The sequence below is a fragment of the Myxococcus qinghaiensis genome (genome assembly GCF_024198215.1).
In the GTDB taxonomy this organism is placed as follows: Bacteria; Myxococcota; Myxococcia; order Myxococcales; family Myxococcaceae; genus Myxococcus; species Myxococcus qinghaiensis.
Window position 1 is genome coordinate 1 of sequence record NZ_JAKCFA010000003.1, and the last position, 23,433, is coordinate 23,433.

General features: G+C 67.9%; 19 protein-coding genes and 3 pseudogenes. 8 read left to right on the plus strand and 14 right to left on the minus strand.

The genetic code is table 11. The annotated features are described in order from the left end of the window. The 3 genes and pseudogenes from LZ199_RS05130 to LZ199_RS46930 all read left to right on the plus strand — a co-directional run. Positions 1–202, plus strand: a pseudogene (locus LZ199_RS05130) (hypothetical protein); the annotation flags it as partial. A 57-nt stretch (positions 203–259) separates the two neighbouring features. After that, positions 260–394, plus strand: a pseudogene (locus tag LZ199_RS05135) (transposase); the annotation flags it as partial. A 48-nt stretch (positions 395–442) separates the two neighbouring features. Beyond that, the gene (locus LZ199_RS46930) at positions 443–652 is read left to right on the plus strand and encodes a CPBP family glutamic-type intramembrane protease (protein ID WP_407667176.1); all 210 of its coding nucleotides are present in this window, start codon (positions 443–445) and stop codon (positions 650–652) included. A 676-nt stretch (positions 653–1,328) separates the two neighbouring features. Here LZ199_RS46930 and LZ199_RS05140 read toward each other — a convergent pair. The 5 genes and pseudogenes from LZ199_RS05140 to LZ199_RS05155 all read right to left on the minus strand — a co-directional run bounded on the left by LZ199_RS05140 (position 1,329) and on the right by LZ199_RS05155 (position 5,811). Then, positions 1,329–2,270 (minus strand): alpha/beta fold hydrolase, encoded by a 942-nt coding sequence (locus tag LZ199_RS05140; protein ID WP_253992521.1) that lies wholly within the window; start codon positions 2,268–2,270, stop codon positions 1,329–1,331. Positions 2,271–2,348: 78 nt separating this feature from the next. Continuing rightward, positions 2,349–2,580: pseudogene (locus LZ199_RS46635) on the minus strand (ABC transporter substrate-binding protein); the annotation flags it as partial. Between the two features lie 98 nt (positions 2,581–2,678). After that, entirely contained in the window at positions 2,679–2,984 is a 306-nt protein-coding gene (locus LZ199_RS05145) for a hypothetical protein (RefSeq protein ID WP_253992522.1), read from the minus strand. 214 nt (positions 2,985–3,198) lie between these two features. Next, the gene (locus LZ199_RS05150; RefSeq protein WP_253992523.1) at positions 3,199–5,028 is read right to left on the minus strand and encodes a S1C family serine protease; all 1,830 of its coding nucleotides are present in this window, start codon (positions 5,026–5,028) and stop codon (positions 3,199–3,201) included. Between the two features lie 225 nt (positions 5,029–5,253). After that, positions 5,254–5,811 (minus strand): DUF1697 domain-containing protein, encoded by a 558-nt coding sequence (locus LZ199_RS05155; protein ID WP_253992524.1) that lies wholly within the window; start codon positions 5,809–5,811, stop codon positions 5,254–5,256. 211 nt (positions 5,812–6,022) lie between these two features. On the opposite strand from LZ199_RS05155, the gene LZ199_RS05160 reads away from it, so the two are divergent. Further along, entirely contained in the window at positions 6,023–7,708 is a 1,686-nt protein-coding gene (locus LZ199_RS05160; protein WP_253992525.1) for a DUF4082 domain-containing protein, read from the plus strand. A 28-nt stretch (positions 7,709–7,736) separates the two neighbouring features. Here LZ199_RS05160 and LZ199_RS05165 read toward each other — a convergent pair whose 3' ends face one another. The 4 genes from LZ199_RS05165 to LZ199_RS05180 are packed head-to-tail and all read right to left on the minus strand — an operon-like array spanning position 7,737 to position 11,744. After that, positions 7,737–9,020, minus strand: coding sequence for a right-handed parallel beta-helix repeat-containing protein (locus LZ199_RS05165; protein WP_253992526.1), 1,284 nt, complete (start codon positions 9,018–9,020; stop codon positions 7,737–7,739). Beyond that, a complete protein-coding gene (locus tag LZ199_RS05170; protein ID WP_253992527.1) occupies positions 9,017–10,561 on the minus strand; it encodes a caspase family protein in 1,545 nt (514 codons plus the stop codon). The genes LZ199_RS05165 and LZ199_RS05170 overlap by 4 nt, the downstream gene beginning before the upstream one ends. Beyond that, complete coding sequence (locus tag LZ199_RS05175; RefSeq protein ID WP_253992528.1) at positions 10,558–11,262, minus strand: DUF4384 domain-containing protein; 705 nt, start codon at positions 11,260–11,262, stop codon at positions 10,558–10,560. Before LZ199_RS05175 ends, LZ199_RS05170 begins: the two co-directional genes overlap by 4 nt. Continuing rightward, on the minus strand, positions 11,259–11,744 hold the full coding sequence (locus LZ199_RS05180) for an RNA polymerase sigma factor (RefSeq protein ID WP_253992529.1): 486 nt from the start codon (positions 11,742–11,744) through the stop codon (positions 11,259–11,261). Before LZ199_RS05180 ends, LZ199_RS05175 begins: the two co-directional genes overlap by 4 nt. Before the next feature lie 328 nt (positions 11,745–12,072). On the opposite strand from LZ199_RS05180, the gene LZ199_RS05185 reads away from it, so the two are divergent. Continuing rightward, entirely contained in the window at positions 12,073–12,327 is a 255-nt protein-coding gene (locus tag LZ199_RS05185) for a hypothetical protein (protein WP_253992530.1), read from the plus strand. 69 nt (positions 12,328–12,396) lie between these two features. Here LZ199_RS05185 and LZ199_RS05190 read toward each other — a convergent pair whose 3' ends face one another. Continuing rightward, entirely contained in the window at positions 12,397–13,314 is a 918-nt protein-coding gene (locus tag LZ199_RS05190; protein ID WP_253992531.1) for a hypothetical protein, read from the minus strand. Between the two features lie 272 nt (positions 13,315–13,586). Beyond that, positions 13,587–14,255 carry a nitroreductase gene (locus tag LZ199_RS05195; protein WP_253992532.1) on the minus strand — a complete coding sequence of 223 codons (669 nt, stop codon included), beginning with the start codon at positions 14,253–14,255 and terminating at the stop codon, positions 13,587–13,589. Positions 14,256–14,476: 221 nt separating this feature from the next. Here LZ199_RS05195 and LZ199_RS05200 point away from each other — a divergent pair, with 221 nt between their 5' ends. Further along, positions 14,477–16,000, plus strand: a complete 1,524-nt coding sequence (locus tag LZ199_RS05200) for an esterase/lipase family protein (protein ID WP_253992533.1) — start codon at positions 14,477–14,479, stop codon at positions 15,998–16,000. 172 nt (positions 16,001–16,172) lie between these two features. Here LZ199_RS05200 and LZ199_RS05205 read toward each other — a convergent pair whose 3' ends face one another. Next, the gene (locus LZ199_RS05205; RefSeq protein WP_253992534.1) at positions 16,173–18,452 is read right to left on the minus strand and encodes a Ulp1 family isopeptidase; all 2,280 of its coding nucleotides are present in this window, start codon (positions 18,450–18,452) and stop codon (positions 16,173–16,175) included. An 825-nt stretch (positions 18,453–19,277) separates the two neighbouring features. Between LZ199_RS05205 and LZ199_RS05210 the strand changes: the two genes are divergently transcribed. Both LZ199_RS05210 and LZ199_RS05215 read left to right on the plus strand, forming a co-directional pair. After that, positions 19,278–19,649 carry a hypothetical protein gene (locus LZ199_RS05210; protein WP_253992535.1) on the plus strand — a complete coding sequence of 124 codons (372 nt, stop codon included), beginning with the start codon at positions 19,278–19,280 and terminating at the stop codon, positions 19,647–19,649. Positions 19,650–19,781: 132 nt separating this feature from the next. Next, positions 19,782–20,996: a methyltransferase gene (locus tag LZ199_RS05215; RefSeq protein ID WP_253992536.1), complete on the plus strand. Its 1,215-nt coding sequence runs from the start codon at positions 19,782–19,784 to the stop codon at positions 20,994–20,996. A 46-nt stretch (positions 20,997–21,042) separates the two neighbouring features. On the opposite strand, the gene LZ199_RS05220 is transcribed toward LZ199_RS05215, so the two are convergent. Both LZ199_RS05220 and LZ199_RS05225 read right to left on the minus strand, forming a co-directional pair. Further along, positions 21,043–22,644, minus strand: coding sequence for a metallopeptidase domain-containing protein (locus LZ199_RS05220; RefSeq protein ID WP_253992537.1), 1,602 nt, complete (start codon positions 22,642–22,644; stop codon positions 21,043–21,045). Between the two features lie 251 nt (positions 22,645–22,895). Continuing rightward, positions 22,896–23,288 carry a hypothetical protein gene (locus LZ199_RS05225; RefSeq protein ID WP_253992538.1) on the minus strand — a complete coding sequence of 131 codons (393 nt, stop codon included), beginning with the start codon at positions 23,286–23,288 and terminating at the stop codon, positions 22,896–22,898. Positions 23,289–23,433: the final 145 nt, after the last annotated feature.

The window sequence follows — 23,433 nt, forward strand, 5'->3', positions numbered from 1 at the left end:
CTTGTTGCCGGACCTCTACCGCCGACTCGACGCGCTACCGGAGCCGGGCTGCTCCTCCATGCGCGCCACCATCGACATGCTGGTGGCGCGCAAGCGCCTCCTCTTCGCTGATGACCTGCGTGGCATTGGCTCCTGGGAACTCCGCCAGCGGGCGAACGGCGAAGTGTCTCTGCGTGCCGAGGCGCGCGCGCCGCTTCGCTGAACCTCGCTTCGCCCTTCCACGAACATCCTCGCCGCACCAGACGGGGCGCGGCGAGGAGTTACGAAGAAGCATGGAGTGAGCGAGCCCGCGGTCTACGCGTGGCGCAAGCGCTTCGGGGGCATGGACGCCAACGACACGATGAGGCTGAAGCAGTTGGAGGCGGAGAATGCCCGGTTGAAGAAGCTGCTCGCACTCTTCCTTCGCGCCTTCGACGACCGGTGGCAGCTTGCCTGAGCGACGATCGGAGGGGCAGCACTCGCGGAGGCCTTCCTCTTCGCGGCAGGTCACAGCCGGCTGTACTCGGGCGGCGCATTCCAGTTCTCGGCGCTGGCGATGGCCGTGACCGGGTTGATCGGCTTCGGATTGCTCTGGATCCGCCAGCGAACCGCGTCGCTCCTCCTGCCAATCCTGGTGCACAACGTCATCAACGTCAGAAATGGCTTCTTCTGATGCGCCCGTGACCGCCATGGAGCAGCGTCGGTTGCCCGCCGCGAGCTCGGATGTGTTCTCGTGATAGGGCAGGTGGCCGCTCTCGAGCGTGACCACGCGCTGCTCGGGGAAGCGGAACGTGCGGTGGTGGTCGGTGCTCCTCGAGATCCTGCACGACGCGCTCGAGGCTGTGGTCCTGCGCATCCTGGGAGCTGCCCGAGCCCCGCTGGTCCACATGGACCATCGTCAGGAAGGCCGCGAGCGAATCTCCGCCCATCTGAACAAACGAGAGCGTTCCCTGGCCCGGAGCGCCATGGATGAACATGCAGACCGGGCCCTGCCCCGCCACCTCCACGGAGAGCCGGGTGCCATCGGAGCCGGTCAGCTGCCGCGCGTCGAATCGCAGCGGCGGGGCGGCGCACCTCCTACGAGGAGCACGACGGCGCAGCCGATGAGGCACAGGCGGGGCGGCGAGGTGAGCAGGCGCCTGCGCTGGAGACGGAGATGCCGGCGTCGCTGTGACCCGCCTCGGCCGGGGCTCGCCGACACACACACCGCCGCGCGCATGAAATACCCCGGGAGACCAGACCCTCCAGAACGAGGCCTCAGCCCGAGCAGGGCGCACGTAGATGAGGCGACGCAGGTGGCCCCGCTGGTGGCAGCGCCGGGCCCACCGGAGTGGGAGCAGGGGCGCCGCTCAGCGCAAGCGGCTGAGGAACTCCGTCACGTCGCGTTCGAAGCGCTCCGGCTCCTCCACGTAGGGGAAGTGCCCGCTGTCCTCGTACTCGCGCAGGGTGGCGTTCGGCAGGGCGCCGGCCAGCGCGCGCGCCGTCTGCGGCCCGATGGCCCGGTCGTGGCTACCGACGATGACAAGCGTGGGCGCGCGGATGCGCTCGGGTGTAGCGAAGCGGTAGTGCAGGAGCTCGCCGCCGAACAGCGCCCCGGCCAGCTCGCCCGTGTTGCGCAGCCCGCTCTGCGCGTCCAGCTGCGCCACCGGCGCGTGCTTGCCCGGGTCGCGCCACTGCATCCGGTCGAAGAAGGCCTGCACGTCCTGCCCCTGCAGCGCCGCCATCACCCGCGTGAAGTCGGAGCCTTGCGCGGGAGCCTGCGCGAGCCGGCCCGGGTGCCACTGCTCCAGCGTCTGCACCCAGCCCGCGTAGGAGCCCTGTGCGTCCGACATTCCGTCCACCACGACGAGGCCGGCCACCGCCTCGGGGTGGCGCGCGGTGTACTCCAGCGCGAGCGTGCCGCCGAAGGAGTGGCCCATCACCACCCAGCGCGGCGCGCCCAGCGCGCGCCGCAGCGCCTCCAGGTCCTGCACCAGCGTGGACAGCGCGTAGTCGCGCGTCCACGGCCGCTCCGAGCGGCCGCTGCCGCGCTGGTCCAGGTACACCATGCGCGCGCTCTTCTCGAGCCGCACGCCGGCGAGCTTCGAGAAGCTGTAGCTGTTGTAGCCGGGGCCCCCGTGCAGGAAGAGCACCGGGGGCTGCCCGGGCGCGCCCTCGCCCGCCACGCGGTAGTAGAGGCGCACGCCGTTGAGCACCTGCTCGTGCTCGCCCGGTGTCAGCGCGGGGGCGGGCTTCGCAGGGGCGTGGGTGCAGGCGGTGACGAGCAGCAGGAGGGCGGGAAGAAGGCGCATGGCGCGTGAAGAGAACCGCAGCGGAGGCGCGGCGTCACCAGAAAGGTGGGGAGCCACTTTCCTGACCCCAGCCCTCTTCATGCTCCCCGTGACGATGTCGGTCCGCTGCGCGTCGGGATTGAGCTTCACGAGCAGTGGCGGCCCACTGATGGATGCGAGCGCCGAGCTCAGCGCGGCCGGGCGGGCGGGCGGACATCCAGATCTCACTGTACGTGCTGACCGCGCCCGGGTTCACCTGCGTGCGCGGGGCCTCGAAGGCCGCGCGCCTCCAGTCCGCCGCGAAGGTGCCTGTCACGACGGGCTGGGTGAACCTTGCCAGAGGCAGTTGGTATTTCCGGCCGGGCCTGGAAGAAATCTCCGGGCCCGGCTGCCTGTCTGGGCTTCAGGACAACCGAAGGCTCTCCATCCTCAAGGTGCTACGGACGCGTTGCTCCAACAGGCGCCGTAAGGCCAGAAGCCGCACCGATTGTAGCCGGCGGTCTCGCATTGCCCATACGGGATGCCGTTGACGAAGAACCAGCCAGAGGTGCTGGTGCACTTGATGGTGCAGACAGAACTGGTGCCACTGTACCCCTCACAGATGCCTTGCTCCGTCGTGGCCAGCGCAGCCTCGGGAGCAGGGGCGCCTGTATCATCTTCCATCTCCATGGCACCACCGCATGCAACGGCGCACACCGCAATCACAGCCAGGATGGCGTTCTTCACGAAGCTCATGGGCTTACCTGTATTCGTTTGGGAGGACCCCGGCGGGTCGGGGCACTTGCTCCTGCCAGGGACGTCCATTCCGGACGCGTTCAGGAAATAAAATGAGCACGCTATTCAGCTATTGCTGGTTTCACGTATTCGCGTGGAATCTGACCAGTCCTGGCCTGTAAGGGCAGTTGCACTGTTCGTTGGATGTCAGTTGTCGCGGTGTTGCTTCAAGGGCCTACCGCCGCCACTCCGGGGGAACGTTCTTCTCCGCGGCGTAGCGCTCCAGCTCGGCGAGCTGCTGGTTCGCCAGCTTCAGCTCCTCTTCCACCTCCAACTGGCGCTTCACCACCGGCTTGCCGGAGGACTCGTCCTTGCGGAGACGCGCGCGCTCCTCCTCGAAGCGGGCCACGCGCGCCCGGGCCTTGCCGAAGGACGAGCGCCACCGCTCCTCCTCCTCCCGTGTGCGATTTCCCGCCAGCCGCTGCTTGAAGCGCTCCCGCTCCCAGCGCTGGATGCCCGCGGGATTCCGGCTCCACGTCTCCCGGGCCTCCCGCACATCCTTGAGCGACACCTCGATGCGCTCCTCATTCTCACCACTTCCCTGCCCTGACTTCAGCCAGGCCGTGCCGACCTCCGGCAACAGGCACGTCTCGACGGGCAGCCGCGCCCCACCGATGTGGATGCCCCGCGTGAGGCCTCGCGAGAGGAACCAGCGCAGCCGCCTCGAGTCCTCCTGCGCCGCCAGGGACTGGCTCAAGGGCCGCCAGTCCTCGAACTCCAAATCCAACGTGCACGTCTTCCCCTCCGCCTCCAGCTCCATGCGGCGCTTCACGGCCGTGGGCGGCGAGTCGAACCGCTCGACGACCAGCACGATGAGCCCCAGCCCGTCGACCCGCTGCACCGAGAGGAGCACCTGCTGCTCGGTGTCCACCTGGAAGCGCCGCACCTCGCGCTCCTCGTCGCGCGCCACGCGCTCCAGCAACTGAGTCCAGCGCGCCGTCGACTCGGGCGAGGTGGGCACGGAGACGAGCTTGCTCGCGTAGGCGATGGGCAGCGCCAGCCCCAGCCCATCCGCGTTCTCGATTTTCATCGAGACGACGCCCACCACCTCACCCTGTCCATTCAACAGCGGTCCGCCACTGTTGCCAGGATTCACCGAGGCATTGAATTGCACGTAGCCGGTGCCCAGGTACTGCCGGCCCACGAAGCCCACCTTCCCCTCGTGCACGGTGAAGTCCAGGCCCTTGGGGCTGCCGATGAAGACCAGCGGGTCTCCAGGCTCCAGGCGCGTGACGTCCCCCAGCGGCAAAGGGACGGCCTTCGCCCCCACGACGCGGACGGTGGCGAGGTCCAGGTCCACGTCACTGGCGACCGTCTCGCCGAGCAGCTCCCGCCCGTCCGCGAGCACCGCCGTCATCAGCTTCCCCGGCGGACACACCACGTGCTGGTTGGTCAGCACCAGCTCCGAGTCCACGAAGAAGCCGGAGCCCGTCTTGCTCCCACACCGCAGCGTCAACGTGCTCGGGCCCGCGCGGCGTGAAATCTCCGAGGTGGAGAGGGCCGAGGGCACGGGCGCCGCCTCGCCCGGAAGGTCTTCTCCCGTGGCGAGGGCCAGGACATTCGAGCGCGTGCGCTCGAAGCGCGGAGAGCGGGCCACCCAGATGCCGCCCAGCAACCCGACCAGGATGCAGGCCCCCACGAGCGCCCTCAGGAGTCCGCGAGAGGGCTCCTGGGCGGGGACCACCGACTCCACGAAGGGCCGCAAGTCCGCGCGGGCGCCCTGGGCGCGCAGCACCTCCAGGAGCTTCTCCGCGAAGGCGCGAAAGACGCCACGGGCCAGGGGAGCACCCGCCGTCGCGAGCAGGCTTCGCGCCTCGGAGAACGAGGGCGCGGGTGGACCCAGCAGCGAGATGGCCCGGGCCAGCGCGAAGCGCGTCCGCTCGTCAGCCACCGCGTCCCGCAACACCACGTCGACCCGGAGGCTGGCGCCGCACACACAGCGCGCCACGCTCCCCGCATCCGGTGCACCACACCGGAGGCACCTCTGCTCGACCGACTCCGACATTCCCGCGCTCCCCCTGCGACGACCCGGGTTCCTGGCGCTCGTGCGTCACCCGCGAGGACCGGGTCTCCCCTCGACGGCGCCCACCATCATGCCTCCGAACGCGCGTGGAGTCCCAGCCCCCCACATCCACAAACGGGTTCAGGCCCTCCGCGAAGCGCCATGAATCGCGGTCCGGATGAGCGGCCCGTGTCCGTCAGAAACGGCCCATCCCCCCCGAGTGCCGCGCTACCTGCGAACGACGTCAGGGGAGTGTTCTGACAGCGCAGCAGCGATCTTCATGACCGTGCCCCAATTTCGGGTCGTGACCCCGCGACCGAGCTTGCCCACGAGGGCGGCCGCGGCCTTGCTCTCCGCGATGCCGGCCGTGCAGTGCAGGTAGGCCGCGTGCGGCGTGATGCACAAGGACTCGTCAGGCGTCAGCAGCGACTCCAATGCAGTCAGCGGTGTCAGCGCCTCCGGTCCGCTGGAGAATGCCACCAGCAGCCGGGAAGGGTCGGCCACCATGGGGTTCGGATTGCCCGAAATGATGAGGCCGAACTGCTGGGCTGACTTGACGATGACAGGGACGGAGAGGGCCATCCTGTCGGTCAGCGCCTGACCAATCAGGGCTTCGGCTCGAGCCCCGACGCGTGCAGGCGCGCGGAAGATGGCGTTGCCGCTGTTGAGCAGCGTCGAGACGTGGCTGAAGCCTTGCTCTTCCAACAGGCTCCGAAGCCCTGCCATCGGGACGCGATTGCCGCGACCGACGTTGATTCCCCGAAGAAGTGCGACGAACGCGTCCATGCCACCTGCCGCCTGACTCAAACCGCGCCGCGAAGCGGCGTCGGCTCGATACCACGAACCCCTCCGGCATGTGGCTCTTGCATCACCCGCACCCACGAGAAGAAACCCGCCTCGACAGCGAGGCGCCGGGACTTTTCGTGCGCTTCGAGTTCCCATGAATCGCGGCTCGCGCATTAGCCGCCCGAAAAGAAATCCTTCGGAGGCAGTGCCCATGAGAGTTCGGAGTCTCGCAGCAGTCCTTTTCATCGCGGTGTCCGCCTGTTCCACCGGCACCGTGGACGAGCCCTTGAGCCAGGAGGCGCTCGCCGGTGAGCACCAGTCACTCGAGCCGGGCGAGGTTTCGCTCTTCCTTGATTCGGCCCGCCCCACCATCGCGATGGACAGCGATACCGGCGCGGTGGAGCTGGGGATGAAGTTCCGCGTGTCCGTCCCGGGCACCGTCCGCGGCGTGCGCTTCTTCAAGGGCGGAGCCCAGAACGCCGGCCCTCACCGCGTGAGCCTGTGGAGCCGCACGGGCACGAAGCTCGCCGAGGCGACCTCCACGAGCGAGACGACGACGGGCTGGCAGACGGTGCGCCTGGCGTCTCCCATCACCGTCATCGCGGGGACCACCTATGTCGTGTCGTACTACGCGTCCGCCGGACGGTATGGCGCCACCGTGGGCGGCTTCAACACGGAGAAGTCACGCGGCCCCATCCGGGGACTCGCCTCGGGCGTGGATGGCGTCAACGGCGTCTATCGCTATGGCGGCGGCTTTCCGACGCAGGGCTTCCAGAACACCGACTACGCCGTGGATGTCGTCTTCCTTCCGGACAGCACCGAGCCCCCGCCGGATACCCAGGCGCCGACCGCTCCCTCGGGACTCGTCGCGTCCGCGGTGTCTTCGAGCGCCATCAACCTGAGCTGGAATGCCTCCACGGACAATGTCGGCGTCACGGCCTACGACGTCTTTCGCGATGGCGTGAAGCTCGCCTCCACGGCGAGCCGCACCTACGCGGACACGGGCCTCACGGCGGCCACCGCCTACAGCTACCGGGTGCAGGCGCGCGATGCCGCGGGCAACCTCAGCGCCAACTCGAACACCGTCACGGCGACGACCAGCTCCAACCCGCCCGCTGGCGGCTTTCCGAACGCGAGCAATACGGGCGTGCCGGCGGGAACGCAGCTCACGCCCTACACCGGGCCGTGCACCCTCACCGTGGCCAACACGCTCATCGACTCCAAGACGGTGAACTGCGACCTCAACATCCGCGCGGCGGGCGTCATCATCCGCAACTCGAAGATCAACGGGAGCGTGGCCACCGACGAGAACTCCACCGGATTCTCCTTCACGCTCACCGATTCCCACGTCGACGCGGGTGACCGCATCGTCACGGGGGTGGGCGCGGTGAACTTCACCGCCGTCCGAGTGCACGTGCAGGGTGGCAATCGCTCCATCCACTGCTGGCACGACTGCGAGGTTCGCGACTCCTACGTCCATGGCCAGATGACGGACGAGACGGGGACCGCGCACGAGTCCGGCATCCGGATGGGCCGGAATGTCACGCTCCGGCACAACACCATCATCTGCGACGCGCCGGACGTGCCGCCCGACGCGGGCTGTTCGGCCGCACTCACCGGCTATGGCGACTTCGCCCCGGTGGAGAACAACCTGGTGGAGAACAACTACTTCCCCGGCACGACGGGCGGCTTCTGCGCCTATGGCGGGTCCTCCCAGGGCAAGCCGTACTCGGGCGCGACGAACAACATCCGCTTCATCGGCAACGTCTTCGGTCGCGGTTCGAGCGGGCGCTGTGGCTGGTACGGGGCCATCACCAGCTTCGACACCTCGGAGCCGGGCAACGTCTGGTCCAACAACACCTGGGAGGACGGAAGCGTCCTTCCTCCGTCGAACTAGCGAACAACCCCAGGGCCTCCGGGAGGTCTCAATCGTGTCGCTCGATGGGGACCTCCACGCCCGTGACCTCCCAGACGTTGCCCGCGGCAGACAGCTGCGTCTGGGTGCTCACGAGCACGGCGCAGTCGTAGAACGTCCGGGCGCCGAAGACGTTGTTGCGCACCACCGCGCCTTGAAGGCTCGCGCCGCCCGCATGTCCCAGGTTCAAGATGCAGCTCCCACGGTCCAGCCGGTTGCGCTCCACCCTCACGTCGCGCGTGGGCCCGACCTGCTGGTTCACGAAGACCGCCGCGCCGATGTCTTCCCCCGGGCCATGCACGTTGCTGTCGTAGATGCCGATGTCGCGCCCCTCGAAGACAGCGATGCCGTACTGGGCGCCCACCGGGTCCAACGCGTGGATCCACGAGGACTCCACCCGCGCGCCGGACCGCAGGCTCATCCCCACCACCACTCCGTGCACGTCGAGCCGGCGCGCGGTGAAGCCTCCGCCCATCACCCCCCACTGGAGCGTCGAGGACTCCTCAGCGAAGACCTCGATGTCCTCCAGCAGGACGCCCGTCGCCCCTGAGACACTGATGATGCCGTCAATCTCGCGGGGCACCGGCGCGTGCACCACGCACCGGCGCACGGTGACGTCGTTCGCGCGGATGATGAGTCGACCGTGGATGTCCCGGTCCTCGAGCACGGCCCCCGGCGTGTCCAGCACGAGGTCTCCCTCATGCCGGACCAGGACAGCGCCCGCCGGGACGCCAGTGTTCAACGGGCCGGGAAGGTCCGGGTTGGCCCTGCAGGAGACGTTGGCGGGACAGGACTTGCACGCGCCGTCCTCGCACCGGAAGCCATCCGCGCAGTCGATGGGTTCGGCGCACAGGGGCTGCGTGAGCCCCAGGTCCTGGAGCGCGAAGAGCTGGCCGAAGCTCCGCGTCCCTTCACTCCAGGAACCCGCCAGCGGGGCCGGGAGGCCATCCCGGGTCATCCGGACCAGGGAGGCGGGACCACGGTGGCCCGGCGCCGACTCGGCGCGCATCTCCACCCGCGCGGGAACGGCGAGCGCCCGTGTCGAAGGCTCCAGGGCGTAGGTCGTCCCCACCGACCAGCTCCGCGCCCCCAGTTCCCGGAGGGAGATGGTCTCCTCGCTCTGGAGCGCGCCCGGAGGAAGGGTCACCCGGAGGCGACCATCGCGGGAGGTGACGGTGCCCCCTTCCCGTCCGATGACACGCACGTCGGGTCGCCCGCGTGCATCGAAGAGGCCTTCGCCACACGCGCACGCGAGCAGGCCCAGGGCCGCGACGAGGAGGACGTCACGCCTCAAAGTCGGAAGCCCAACCCGGTGACGACTTCGAACGCGGGCCGAATGACCGCGCCGTCATTCAGCTGGAACGAGGCGAGCTGTGCCTCCGCCTCGGAGACCCAGGAGACCCGTCCCCCAAGGGGCAGCGCATGCGAGAGCACCACCCCCGCGCGTCCGCGCAACGCCGTCCCCGCCGACGTGCCCGCCACCGACTGCCGGACCGCATCCGCACCCAGCCGGCCGCCGGCCTCGAGCCCCCGGACAGGAAGCCGCCAGAGCCACGCGGCATCCCCTCCCAGACTCCGGAGCGCATAGGGCAGCCCGGAATCCTGCCCCCGGCCGTCCTGATATCTGGCGCGAAGCCTCAGTGTCTGGGAGGTCCCCATCGCGACATCCCCTCCCAGCAGCAGCGCGGGCGCGAGCCCCATGCCTCGGAGTGGAGGCGTGTTGAGACCGACCGCGGCGAGGACCTCCAGCTCCCATCCGACGGCCCCTCCGCCCTTCTCCCCGCGCTCGGCGAAAGGCCGCTGCGTCAGCGTGACGGTCGTGGCCATCCGCTCCTCCCCGCGCATGAGCGCGAAGGCACCGGTCCGGACATCGTCCGCGGTCGTGCGAATCAGCCGGTAGCTCCCGGCACGCAGCGCGAGCTGCTGTGGCCTCACCGGGTCCTCGCGGAGCTCCAGCACTTCGCCGAGCCCCTCGTCGCGCACGACGAGCCAGCGCCTGTCGGGCTCCGTCCCCGGGGCGAAGACGAGACGCGCGTCCGCGTGGCGCAGCTCGGCGAGCACGAGCTCCCCCTTCCCCTTCAGGTCCCAGGCATACGTCGGCCGCTGGGCGACGCCGGAGACCTCGGCCGTATGGGAGACAGTCTTCACATAGGCATAGCGATAGGCTTCCTGCAGCGTGACGCGACCGTCTCCATCCGCGTCCGCCGCGCCGCGAAGTCCGGCCGTCAGGTGGTGTGTGAAGAAGCTCCCGCGCAGCTCCGCGCTCTCGAGCGCGTTCTCCCCCGGGCCCGAGGACGCGAGGATGGCGGTCCCATCCGGGGACTCGTCGCTCATGACGTCGAGCGCGAAGCCGCCTGGACGGGCCTTCGCCCCCTTCGGGGTGATGAGCCCTCCGGACCTGCACGCATCCACGAACGCCAGTCGCACGTGCGCACGCGAGGCCCCCAGCAGCTTCCTCAGCTCCGCGAAGGTGAGGCTCTCGCTCCCCAGCTCCAGGCCCTGCTCCGTGGCATGCCCGGACCAGTAGAGGAGCAGCAGGTTTCGCCGCGAGGAGCCGCGGGCCGCCTCGGCGATGCGCTGTTCAAGGGCACGCACCTCCGCGAGAAGCCGCGCACGCGTGGGCTGATGAAGCACGCGCACGTCCCCGCCGTGAAAGCCCCCGAGCTCCTTCAACGTGTCCGCGAAGCGCGACGCGTCCGCCTCCGCGAAGCGCAGCCGCGCGTGGCCCTGTGCGCCCACGTTGCCGCCGACCACGAGGGCGAAGCGCCGCTCGGGCAACTGGGCTCGCGCGGAAGCCGCGAAGAAGAAGAAGACGAGCAACGCAAGCCGGCTCATGGAGCGCCGCGCTCGAGCAACACCGTGGCGGTCCGAGCGCCGGGGATGTGAACCGCCGTGGGGTCGCGCACCGGACTCCCCTGGAGGGCCTGCTCCACGACGGCCCAGCTCACGGGCTCCCGCGATATCACCGCCCAGATACGCTCCGGTCCTTCCACCGCGTCGAGCACCGCGCTGCCCGGAAGCAGCTGAGCCCCGTCCACCGCGAGCGGCGTCGTCCCTTCCGCGGGCACGAGGCGGGAGACGGAGCCCGTCGAGTCGACGGAGGCAATCCAGACAAAGGCCGCGGAGCCCGGCGCCACCTGGAAGCGGAGCGCCTCTCCCGGTCGCACCCGCTCCCCCTGGGACGCGGCGCGCGGCGCGCCCTGCCCTCCGATGTAGACGGTGAGCTCCTCGCCCTTGGTCGCGTAGCGCGGAGCCTCCGGCGACGGGGAGTGGAGGATGAATAGAGCGGCCGCGGCGAGGGCGGCTATCGGCAGCAGCGGCGCCCATCGCCTCAGCGGCGAGGACCTGGCCTGGGCCTTCGCCATCCAGCGAGGGTTCTCACGGGCAAACGCGCGCGCGGCCTCCGCGGCGGACCGCTCCCAGGCCTGACAATGGGCGCACCCGACGATGTGCCGGGCGGTGGCGGGATTCGCGTCGAGCAGATGCTCCTCGAGCGCGAGGTCGCTCGGGCACTGCGCCGTGCGTGCTGCGTTCATTCGAAGACCCCGCGGCGGGCGTTCGCCAGGAAGAGCTGGATGCGCTTGCCGACCGTCTTGCGTGAGAGGCTGAGCAGCTCGGCCGCCTCCTCCTGGGAGTGGCCGTCGACGAGCACGAGCCACGCGACCATCCGCTCGTGCTCCGTGGCACAGGAGAGCGCCTTGAGCGCCATCTGCCGGTCGGCCACCTCCGCGAAGCTGTCCGTGGGCCCGGGGGCGTCGTGGTTCAGCTCCGCCCCGCTCGCCGTCTCCCAGGCATCGTCGCGAAGCTGGGCGAAACACACCCGTGTCGCGACGACGTAGACCCAGCGCAGCTGTTCGGGCTCCGGAGGAAGCCGGGAGCGATGACGCACCAGCTGCATGTAGACCTTCTGACAGGCATCCGCGGCCTCGTCGGGATTGCGCAGAATCTTCAGACAACGGCGGTAGATGGCCGGTCCAAGCCTGCGGCAAATTTCACTGAGGGCATCACCGTCGCGCATCAGGGAAATCCAACGAGGAGGAGAAGGACGGCTATCACGGCGACGCCGAGCGTACACCCAGCCTCCAAGCAGCGGAAGCCGGAGCAGCAGGGGCACAGGCCCATCAGCACCTGGGACGCCGAGCCGACTCCAACACCAATCAATCTCCCAACAGGATGGCGTCTGCCACTGGCGCTTCACATGGTGCGTCTCCCTCCGCGCCGCCGGCCGTCAGACGTCTGTTGACGTGGGGTGGACACTAGGCGCAACGCGTCAGGAGGGTAACGCTTGACCAGGCCCCGGACCCGCAGTTGGATTCAAGGGCTACAATTGCAACGGGGTTTCCATCATGGTTCTTCGTGTAATGGCGCTCGCAGCTCTCGTTTCCATCATTGGCTGTGGCGGAGCAGAAGTCGCGGAGGGCACCGAGACCGGCGCCCTTCCCGAGCAGGAAGTGTCCGCCCAGGCCGCCACCTGCGAGTCCCTCCAGGGCAGGTTCTGCAGCCCGGAAACGGAGATTGGCTGTACCTTCGCCAATGGCACTCCGGGTTATTGTATCTGCCAGGCCATTCCCCACAACAATTGGGTCTGTCTGAGAGACTGAGAATCACGGCCGGGCCTGGAAAGACTCTCCGGGCCCGGCTGTCTGTTTGGGATTCAGGACAGCGGAAGCTCAGACCACGTCCACCGGGACGGTCTGCATGAAGGGCACCTGGAGGTCCGTGGGGCGCATCAGCTCGGGGCGTCCCCCCGGGGTGCCACCATTCTTGAAGGCGTTGAGCTGACCCGCGAGGGTCCACTGTCCCGGCCGATTATCAGTCCCCTGGGAGTAGTGGATGAAGGGCGTGGCGCCCGTCGGGTCGCCGTGCTTGCCGGTGGGGTGCGAATAGTCGCTGGGCGTCAGGCTCCCGGCCGGCTTGAGGTTCGGGTGCTGCGAGAGGAAGCCGTCCAGCTCCGCCTTGCCGTTCCTCGAGTAGTCCGCGTGGTGCAGAAAGGACAGGTTGTTGGCCTTCGTGTCGTGCAGGGCATGGATGGCGCAACCGTTCAGCGCGCCCGTCACCACCGAGGTCGGCTCGCCCGGACGCGGATGCAGCGGCACCCCCTGGATGCCCGCGAACTTGCCCTCGCCCGTGGAGAGGTAGTGCATGTAGTGCGCAGGGATGCCCTGACCACCGGCGGGCGAGACAGACAGGTTCGTGTTGCCCTGGTGCTGGTGGGCATTGAGCGTCACCTTCGAGTCACTGGCGTTGACGAAGGGCTTCTGGGCGGTGGGGAGGGCCACTCCCTGGGGCGCGCCGCCCGGGAACATGTTGTAGGCGTTCAGGACGTTCTGCCCCGAGTAGCCCAGCGGGTTCGCACCGAACGACGAGGTGACGTCCTTGCCCGGCTGCTTCGTGGGCGGGGTGCTCACCTTGTCCGTGGAGGGCGTGCTGCCCTGCGCGTCGAACCCGTCCTTGATGGGGCCCGGCTTGGACGTGGGCTTCGACTCCACCGGCGGAGGGGCGCTTGGCTTGTTCGTCCCGCTCCCGGAGGAAGAGGGGCTCTTGGGCACGGAGGGGCTCTTGAAGCCGCCGAACTTGATGCCTTTCATGGGAGGGATTCCTGTCGTCGATGGGGTTGGGGATTCACTGGGGGAAGCTGACTCAACCCATAAGCAACCCCCGGGCCAGACCCTGAGCCAGCAGCGCCCGACGAAGGAGTTCCAGTCAATCCCAGCGTTTACGGGGGCGACCCTGGAGACAAGGCCCTGCCCGAAGGCGCGCGACCTGGTGACGGGAGTTCGTGCCCTGATGAGTCCCGTCATCACCCCGGTCGCCCACTTCGCCCCTCCAGGCCCCTTGCCTCCAAGGCCGCGCCTCACGCTCAGGAGTCCGAGCGCGTCTCGGGGCCGAGAATCGACACATTCGTCTCCACGGGGTGCTTCGCTATCTTGAGGTGGTTCGCGGGAAAGTCAGGGTCCGCGAACCCCAAAGACAGTCCACAGAGGATGACGAGCTCCTCTGGGATTGAAAGCTCACGGCGGATGACTTCGGGATACGTCGTCAACGCGGCCTGGACACAGGTTCCGATACCGCGCGCAGTCAGCCCCAGGACCAGCGTCTGAAGGTACATGCCGACGCCCACCGCATCCACGAGTCCGAGCTCCCGGTGCATGCACAGGATGCCGACCATGGGCGCGCCGAAGAACTCGTAGTTGCGCCGCGAGGCCAGCGCCCTTCCAGCATCATCGTCGCGGGCGACGCCCATCGCTCCGTAGACGATGGCCCCCAGCTCGCGGCGATGCGCCCGAAAGGACGGTGGCAACGGGGCCAGCTCGCGCGGCTGGGCGTTCACCTCCGCCATGAGCGCCTGGCGCAGTTGCTCCGTGCGCTCGCCCTCCGTGAGGAAGAGACGCCAGGGTTGGATGTTCGAGTTGGAGGGCGCGAGCTGCGCGAGAGACAGTGCCTCGTCGAGCAGTTCGCGAGGAATCGGAGTGGGGAGAAAGCGGCGAGTCGAGCAGCGGCTTCGGACGATTTCCTCGAAATCAAACATGATGACTCTTCAGACCGGGCGCAGAGGTGTTGGTGACTCGCGGGTGAGCCCGGGTTCCTGGACAGCGGCTCATATCACCCAGCCAGTCCATCGCGCGGTCCGCGGCAAGGATGCACCAAGTAGGTTTGTCATGAATTTCCAGGTAAGCTTGTTCAGATACTCCTGTTTGTCCTAGGCTCATGGGGAGGGCTCACAACTCCTTCTCCATCCAGGACAGTCCCATGCTGGTTTCCCAGCCACCGCCCCCCCCGACCGCCAGTCCCCTCGTTGCCCGCGCGCTCTTCCTGGCGATGCTCGTGCTGACCGTCGGCGTGTCGGCCTGCCTCGCGCAGGACGAGAGCGCCGGGAGCACGGAGCAGTGGCGCGAAGGGATGTCGACCGGAGACGAGGAGGAGCCCGAGTCCTGCGAGGAGTGTGACGGAGGCCCTGACGCCGGGGACGCGGGAGATGCGGGTGACGCCGGAGACGCGGGCTGTGATCCGCCTGAGCAGGCGTTCACCGAGACCCCCACCTGTGAGGACGACGCGGGGGTGGACGCAGGCGCGGATGCGGGCGCCGACGCAGGCACCGGCACCGATGCGGGCCGCGACGCGGGTTCGGACGGCGGTGGTGGCGGCGGTGGTGGTGGTGGTTCAGACGCGGGTTCGGACGGAGGCGCCGACGCGGGTGCGGACGGCGGGCGGGACGCGGGGACGGGGCCCGGTGTCGATGCAGGCTCCGACGCGGGGACCGACGCGGGCGCCGCCCTGGCCGAGTGGTCGACAGTGCAAGCCTCATTCGCGCCCCTGGCCCCGCCTGCTCCCACTCCCGTCCTGAACCCCACGCCAACCACGGCGGGTGACCGGACGAATGGCGCGGAGCGCTCTCGGATGCGCATGCGCTGTGGAATGTGCGAGCTCCGGCCTAGAGGGCCCATCGACCCGAACAAGGTGCCCCACATCTCCGTGCATGGCATTGGCGCCGGCCCCGAGGTGATGGACCCGGCCATCAACAACTTCCCGCCCAATGCGCAGGTCTACGACTTCTTCTACCCGGACAACCGGCACCCCATGGAGACGGCGGACTGCCTGCGCAACGCCATCATTCAGGCGCGGGGAGCGCACTCGGGGACGACCGTGCAGGTGGTGGCGCATTCACTCGGCGCCATCATCGCGACGGGCGCGGACCACTCGCTCGCGGACCCGGAGTGGATGCCGACGGAGGTCCCCACCAACTGCGGGTTCATGAAGAAGGTGCGCGGCCGGCATCGCAATGGCTTCGTGCTGGAGCCGGCGCCCAGCCCGAGTCAGCTCGATCTCCGGATGACGTTGATCGACCCGCCCTTCCAGGGGTTCACGGATGCGCCGCTGATTGTCTCCGACTGCGTGCCCGGACCGGGAGACCTCACCGCGGGCAGCGCGCTCATGCAGACGCTGAACACCCGGCCCACCTACTCCAGGCAACGCAGGGTGTTCTATGCCAACCGCGCGAACGATGACAAAGCCCGTGACCTCACCGAGTTCGATGACGCGGACCTGGAGCTGATCTGCAAGGCCATCCGAGGGGAGACCGTGCGCACCCGGAAGTTCGGCCTCATCAACGCGTGGAACGCCGTCAAGAACCTGCGGGGGCCAGGGGGGAAGAAGCTCAAGGACGCCCTGGGCTGCGGTGGCTGCTCCGCGGCGCGCATCAAGGAGCTTGCAGGGCAGGTCGCGCCCCGGTTGCCGGGTGACCACACCGAAGTCATCGAAGAAGTCACCTTCTGACCCATCGAAGCGCGCGCTCGCCGATGGAATCGGCGCACCGGACCCCGAGCGCAGCGGAGCGTGCCACGCGCGACTCTCCGAGCTGCTGCACGCCAATGTCCTGGAGCTGGAGGCCCGGAAGCTCGTGGAGGAGAGCCAGGGCTCTGGCTTCGGCCCGCCCCCTGTATTCCCGTCAACCCTCCCAGATGGGCTCGAGCATCTCGGTGACGTCCACGCCGCACAGCCAGCAGAGGAACTGCATGAAGAGCACCTTGTGGAGCGCGAAGAGGGCGCCCCCGTCCTGGTCCTGCTGCCTTGCCAGCAACTCGCGCGTGTTCACCATGAGGGGGGGCTTCTCCTTCTTGCAGTCCAGGTGGTCCTTGTAGTCCAGGTGGTCCAGCGTGGAGTCGTAGTAGCCGGAGATGTGCAGGAGCGGGAGGCGAACCTCGCGAAACTTGTCCCCGAAGTTGTTGGAAGGAAACAGCGAGCCCTCCTCTCCGAGGTCCTGCCGGTTGAGCGCCGTCAGCAGGTCGTTGAAGGTCAAGAGGCCCGCCTCCACGAGCGCGAGCGCATGGAGGTTGCCCAGGAAGAGCGGCAGCGCGTGTCGAGGCTCCGCCAGGAAGAAGTGGCTGCACAGGTAGATGAGGATGAGCCCCGCGGGGCACGTCACCTTGGTCCACTTGTGCACCACTTGGGCCAGCGAGGGGCCCGAGCGCACGGACCGCGCTCCATCAAACATGTCCTCCCACTTCTCCGAGTCCTCGACGACGGTGACTCCCTCGGCCGTGACCTCGGTCTTCAGGAACAGGTCACCAGGCTGTTCACGGCGTCGGTCCATCATGGCGAGCATGAGGGTGGCGACCTGCGCGTCTGTCTTTCCGCAGGTGCGCTTGAGTGCCTCGAGCAGCTTCAGCTCGTCACCATAGGAGGCATCCAGGAAGACGGGGTCGGCGGCGACGCCATTGAGATACGTCCTGGGCAGGCCTCGGCACTCGTCCGTGCGTTGGAAGGTATTGGTCAGCTTCAGCAGGAACCGGGTCGTCCCCTTTCCTGACGTGTACTTGTGATTGTGGACGAGCACCTGACCGAAAGGCGTGGTGAGCTCGAGGAGGTGGGCCACGCCCCGGCCCTTGCGCCCATGCGCATACGTGTTGGAGAAGATCTTCCTCCACAGGGAGAGGTTGACCAGCGTGTGCAGCCACGCTCGAAGGTCTTCATCTCCCCCGACGTCGAAGTTGGTGCTCAGCTTCTCGTGAGCCCAGGCGGACCTGTCAGCCTTGTAGTAGTCCTTGGAGTGGGGGACCTTCTTCTGGAGAGGGACTTGTCCCCCGTCATGTTGGAGGGAGGGCCACAGGGGCCGGTTCGTCTCGGGCTTGTCGATGCCGACGATCTTCCGGGTGACGCGCTTGGTCCCGCGGTAGCTCGTGTTGAGCTTCTCGTAGTCGGCGATGAAGCGGTCATAGGTGGTCAGCAGCAGCCCCGGGCACCGCTTGAAGGCGTGGAAGAGCGCCGTCATCTTCGGGAGCCCCAGCCCCTTGAGGCAGGCTCGCAGCGCCGCGCGCAGGTCTCTTGGAGGGCCCTTCGCGCAGGTAGCGAAGAGCAGCCGGGTCAGCGCCGCGCTCGCCTGGGCGTCCCGCTGGTCCGTCTTGGGGCCCTGATTCAGCCCGAACCAGAGCAGCTCGCTCAGGGCCTGCTCCGGGGTCCAGGGGCCTCGTGACGAGCCGGCGCGTGAGGAAGATGAACCGCTCGCGCTCCCGAAGGGCTGGGTCGCCGGGAGCTCGGAGAGCCATGTCTTGCGCAGATTGTCGCAGGAGCGGGTCGTGATGCCCTGGAGCTGCTGGTCCGAGGGATACTGCCCGTTCGCCTTGAGGATCTCCAGGATGACACTGAGCATGAACGCGCCGCAGTTGTAGCCGTCGCGCTGGGTGAGCTCCGCGGTGGAGAGAAAGTCGCAGGAGCCGCTGATGAAGCCGGCGGACTGAAGATAGTTGAACAGGTGATGGGCGAAGGCGTCGTTGTGCCCTCGAAGCGAGTCGTAGTGGATGCAGACGTTTGACTGCGCGAAGTACACCAGGAGGGACCAGTGCCGGTTGTCCAGATTGATGGGGATGAAGACCACGTCGCCGGACCGCTGGAGGTCGTTGAGCACCTGCGGCGTCAGGGCTGCCGCCTGGGCCACGCTGGGGGTCAGGTACTGGAACGTCGCGGTGTCCTCCATGAGGGGTTCCAGGTAGTTGGAGACGACGTGGTTGATGACGTCGTCCGTCAGCCATGACCCTGGCTCCTCGAGCACCTCTCGGACATGCGAGAGGTCCTGATGGGCGGGCTGAGACAGGGCCTCGTCCGCCTCCTTGTTCAGGTCGATGAGGATGGAAGACGCCGTCTTCTCCTTCCGGGGCTTCTTGAGCGGACCCGGTTCGTCCTCCCCCGTGACGTCGAGGAAAGGGACCTGGGGCCTCGTCAGGTCGACCATGAGGGTCGCCGGCTGGGACGAGCGCTTGCGCTTCTGTCCCGTCGTGGCGAACGCCTCGGTGATCCTCGGCTGTCGGAAAGGGACGGCGGTCTCGCAACGCGGACAGCTCTTCTGGAAATACCAACCATGCTGATTGCACCGAGGCATCGAACTCCCTGTCTGACGAGCACCCGCGCTTGCCTCTACTCAAGAGTGAGGGTGGCAGGCTCTGGCCTCGAAGAGAAGGAGAGAAGCCGGCCGGGGCCCAGGGGCGCCACCCTCCGGGCCTGATTAAGATCCACCTGATGTCTCAGCAATCCGGTGCGGTACACGGGTCCGCGCCCGACAGCCGCGATACCGCGGCGGTCTCCTCGGACGAGGAGGGTGGAGCGGTCTCACAGCTCAGCACTTGTTCGGCGAACTGCGGCCCCAATCTCGCCCTGTCCTGCACCAGCGCGATCTGCTCCTCGGAAGATGGAGTGGGGGTGACGTGCAACGGTGTGTTCCAGAGCTGTGACTTCGCGGTCTGCACGGGCCTGTCTGCGTGCATCCAATGGGCAAACAGTCTGTGCTCTCCCGTGGGTGCGCAGCGGGATTGCTGCCATGGAGATGCGCTGGCCCGAGTCGTCTGCAGATACGAGAACGGCCCTTCGTCACGGACCTTCTGGCGCCTCGAATACATCCCGTAAGAGCCCACACCTCTTCCCACCCTCGAACGTGCACAGGCGGTGGGGAAGAAATTCCGCTTCGCCCGTTATCCCCTGCGGAAAGCCAGAGACGCTTTTCGGAGCCCCACGCCCATCCTGGGCGTGGAGGCCTCAATCCAGGGCACAGGGGGACAACACCATGAAGCGAGCGTCCATTGTCGTTGCGGCGGTGATGATGTCGGTCGGATTTTCCAGCACGGCCCTGGCGGCCCCCATCACCGTGAATGGCTACGTCTGCACGACGACGTACACCCGGCAACCCAACGCCTTCTACGGCCAGGGCTACGTCGTCGTACAGGTGAACACCGGGGCGAACTGCACCGGGAGCTTCGTCGGCACCTACTACTATCTGGGCGCGAGCGCCTCCTCCGCCGGCTACCAGTACAGCGAGGCCGAGCGCCTGGGCCTGTTCGAGCGCGCCACCCAGGCCGCCACCCAGGGCACGAAGGTCACCCTGTACGTGGAAGGCGCGGGCGTCGGCATCCTCGACACCACCTACCGCGGCAACTGACGGCGGACGGGCCGCCCCGCGCGCCCCTTCGACGGGAACAACGCCGGAGGGGCGTGGGTGAACCCATGCGTTGCCGAGCACGGTGCTCCGTCATCCCCACCCCGGGAGCCCCGGCGCATAGGATGCGCCGACATGGACTTCCAGGCGCGACTCGCGGCGCTCACGCACCAACTCCAGCCCTGGTCCCCGCTCTGGTCCCGCTCCATCCTCCAGGGCTGGCCCGGGTCCGGCGCCGCCTGGCCCGAGGACTGGTTGGCCTATGCCCGCTCACTCGATGAAGCAGGCGAGCGGCAGCTGGACCAGGGGGTGCTCGTGGGCGCCCCGCCTCCGTCCCTGGGCGCGCTCCTGGACGCGCTCCAGGGCCTGACGGCGCTTCCCTGGCACGAGGGCCTTCACCCGCTGACCGTCTCGGAGACGCAGGGACTCAGCGCCAAGAAGACCCATGAGCTCGAGCGGGTGCTCGCCCTGCTCGCGCAGAGAACGCGCTTCATCCAACAGGCGGTCGATATCGGCGGCGGCATGGGACATCTCGCCCGCCTCGGTGCGCGCACGTTCGGGTGGACCTTCCACAGCATCGACAGAGACGCCGCGTTGCAGGACAAGGGCCGGAGTTGGCTCACGAGGACCCGCTCCCCGCTCGGAGACACCCTGTGTTTCATCCAGGCCTCCGTCGAGGACGGGCTCCAACCCCAGCTCGATGCGCTCTTCTCCGGCCGGGACAGGGCCTCCATCGGCCTGCACACCTGCGGGCCGCTCGCCCTCACGCAGCTCCGCAAGAGCCAGGAGGCGGGCTTCGTCCTGAACATCGGCTGCTGCTACGACAAGCTGGAGGCCCCGCGAGATTACCCCGTCTCCCGCTTCGGGGGCGCGCATCCCCTGCCCTTCACCCCACATGCCCTGGCGCTGACGACGCGGGGACGACCCCACAAGACCGACGTGGAGTTCGTGCGGATGAAGCGGGTGTACGCCTGGCGCTTCGCGTTCGCGCTCCTCACGAAGCGGCTCTTTCCCGAGCACGACTTCGTGAGGGCAGGCGACGCGCCCCGGTCCCTCTATGACGGGCCCTTCGCCGCCTACGCGCTCGACCGACTGGAGCGCCTGGGCCTTGAGGCCAGCATGACGGACGCCGAGCTGGAGTCCTTCGAGGTGTCCGTGCGCGCCGAGACGCGAGACGTCCTGCTCTGCCATCTGCTCAGGGACCGCTTCGCGCGGGCGTTGGAGGTCGTGCTCCTGTTGGATCGCGCGCTCCTCCTGGAGGAGTTGGGCTTTCAGGTCGAGCTCCTCCAGCTCTTCGATCCACGCCTGTCTCCGCGAAACCTCGCGCTCATCGCGTCTCGGAGCGCTTGAGCACGAGCCGGGCCGGCCCCGGGGGGCCAGTCGCGATGGAGGCGGGCTACTCCACCCGACTGAATCGCAGCGTGACGGAGGCGAAATCCTCGAGGTCCGGTTCGCCCGGCTGGACGGGCTTGAGCGTGTAGCTCACCGCCTGGATGCGGAGGCCGTCGAACGTGGGCTCTCCGGTGGACTTGGCGTTGAACCGCCCCCGCGTCGTCGACTTCATCGCCATGCCCGTGCAGTTCTCACACTGGGGGGAGCGGTACACAATCACCGTGCCACCCTCGATGTCGTTCGTGGCGTTGAGGCGAGACTTCGGCATGGCGATGAACAACCGCTCCTTGGGCGCGGTGCCGGGAATCTCCCAGACCGCGCCCAGCGGGAGGTCGCTGGCCACCTCGGCATTGGTCCCCACCGGACGGAGGGTGACGGTGTAGGAGGCGCCTTTGCTGGCGATGGCCGAGGTGACATCGACGAGGTCCTGCTTCTTCGTCCACCCCAGCCAGTGGAGCTGCGGGAGGTTGTAGTTATCCGAGGGAAACCTGCCCATGTACGTACTCGCGTCGCCGTATGGGATGTCATTGCCGCCCGCCGGATTTCTCGCGTTGCCGTGCCCGAGGCCGAGGACGTGTCCCGTCTCATGGGCATGGTCTCGGGGCAGATTGCCATTGAGGGAGATGCTGCGTGAGCGGGCCCTCGAGACGTCACACAGCCCGGTGGGCATTGAATACACGGTCAGGAACGCATCGGAGCTGGCGTATCGGATGCCATGTTTCCTCGCCTCCTCGCAGGTGCTGCCTGCCGGCGCCGTCAGTTCCCGCCGGGCGAGAGGCACCTCCAGGCTTATCTGTTGGCGAGACGCGACCTTGAAGAAGTCGTACATCTCCAGGACCCTGTCCTCGATGAGTCCCATCGAGGGCGTGCTCCTGCCCGCGACGAGGATGCGGACGATCTGGACGGTGTGCTTCCGGTTGATGGCGACCAGTCTGCTCGTGCTGTTGTGGTTCTTGACGCACGTCGACTCCTCGGGGGCGCAGTCATAGCGGTACTCCGATGGCGGCGCCTCCAGGTCCTGGACCCGGAACGAGCGCACCTTGTCGTTCGTGCTGGTGCCGTTGGCGAACTTCGTCACACAGAGGCTCGCGTCGGTCTGGACGGTGACCGCTGTCCCAGTACAGCCCACACCGGCGAAGAGCCTCACGGCCTTGCCGATGGGCACGTCGACGTAGGAGGCGCCAGCGGTTTGCGCGAGGGGGTAGCAGCCGTTGTCCTCGACCTCCGTTATCACCTGGGCGCCGCCATGGCAGTCCGTGCGCATGCGGACGAGCGGTGGGCGTGGGGTGATGAGCTGCTCGCTCAGCGCGGGCCAGTTCGCCGCCGTGCAGTGACCTGACTGCACCTCTTCCAGAAAGAGCCCGTCCTCGAGCTCCCCGTGCGCGTGAGTCACGCACGTCTCCACCATCTCGCTCCAGTGAGCCCAGTCGCAGGTCCCCGCGTTGGCATACGTCTCGACACACGCGAGCGATGCCTCCAGCTCCGGGGAGATGACCGCCTGGCGGGTGGCCGCGACGGACGCCTCGGGCTGCTCGTGGGCCGGCTGTTCCCACGCTTCTCCCTGGCACCCAGACACCAGTGCTCCGCACAGCATGACGACCGTCATGGCCCGCTTCCGCATACGTCTCCCTCGCCTGATGGCTGTGCAGACATGGCTGTCTTGCCCGCGGGACTCGCGGCCAACTTCCATTCTGTCGGAAATGTTCTTACGTGATTTCCGTGAGAATGGCGACAAGCGGTGAGGAGATTTCCGCCCGCCGTCCGGCTGTATCGATGGCTGGGAGTCCAGAGCGGAAGCCCGGGGACGTCCGTGGCCGCGCGAAGCGCTCGCGCGACCCCGTTTCATCCAGACGCGGACTAGCAGTTCTGCTTGCAGGGCGGCGGCGGGCCGACGGGGAACGGGTTCCCGGCGGGAGGCGTGCTGATGCTGCTGTGGCAGGTGTAGACCTGGTAGTCGTAGCAGTACTGGCGGTAGTACTGGGCAGACGAGCCAGAGCCATACATGTACTGGGAGCAGTTCCAGAAGCTCCACTTGTACGGCGTCGCGCTCGGACAGCTCGAATCCAGCCACCCACCGCTGCCGTAGTCGCGACAAGCGCCCTGGTACGTGCCGGGCTGACACACGTTCTGCTCCACCTCGCCCACGTCCACCGTCTCGGTGGAGGCCTCATCCATCGGCGCTCCACCACAGGCGGAGGCGCCCAACCACAGCGCCCCCAGGAACAACGGCCGCATGACTTGCTTCAACATGGCGTGACCTCTTGGTTTGTCAGCCCTGCCGTGGCCGGGGTTCTCCCGGCGGCAGGTAGAGGCCACTCTGCTTGTGATGTTGATTAACCGGAATTAATCACAATTAAATGTGACGGAGGCGAGGCGGAGGACGGCCCGCCCCGCC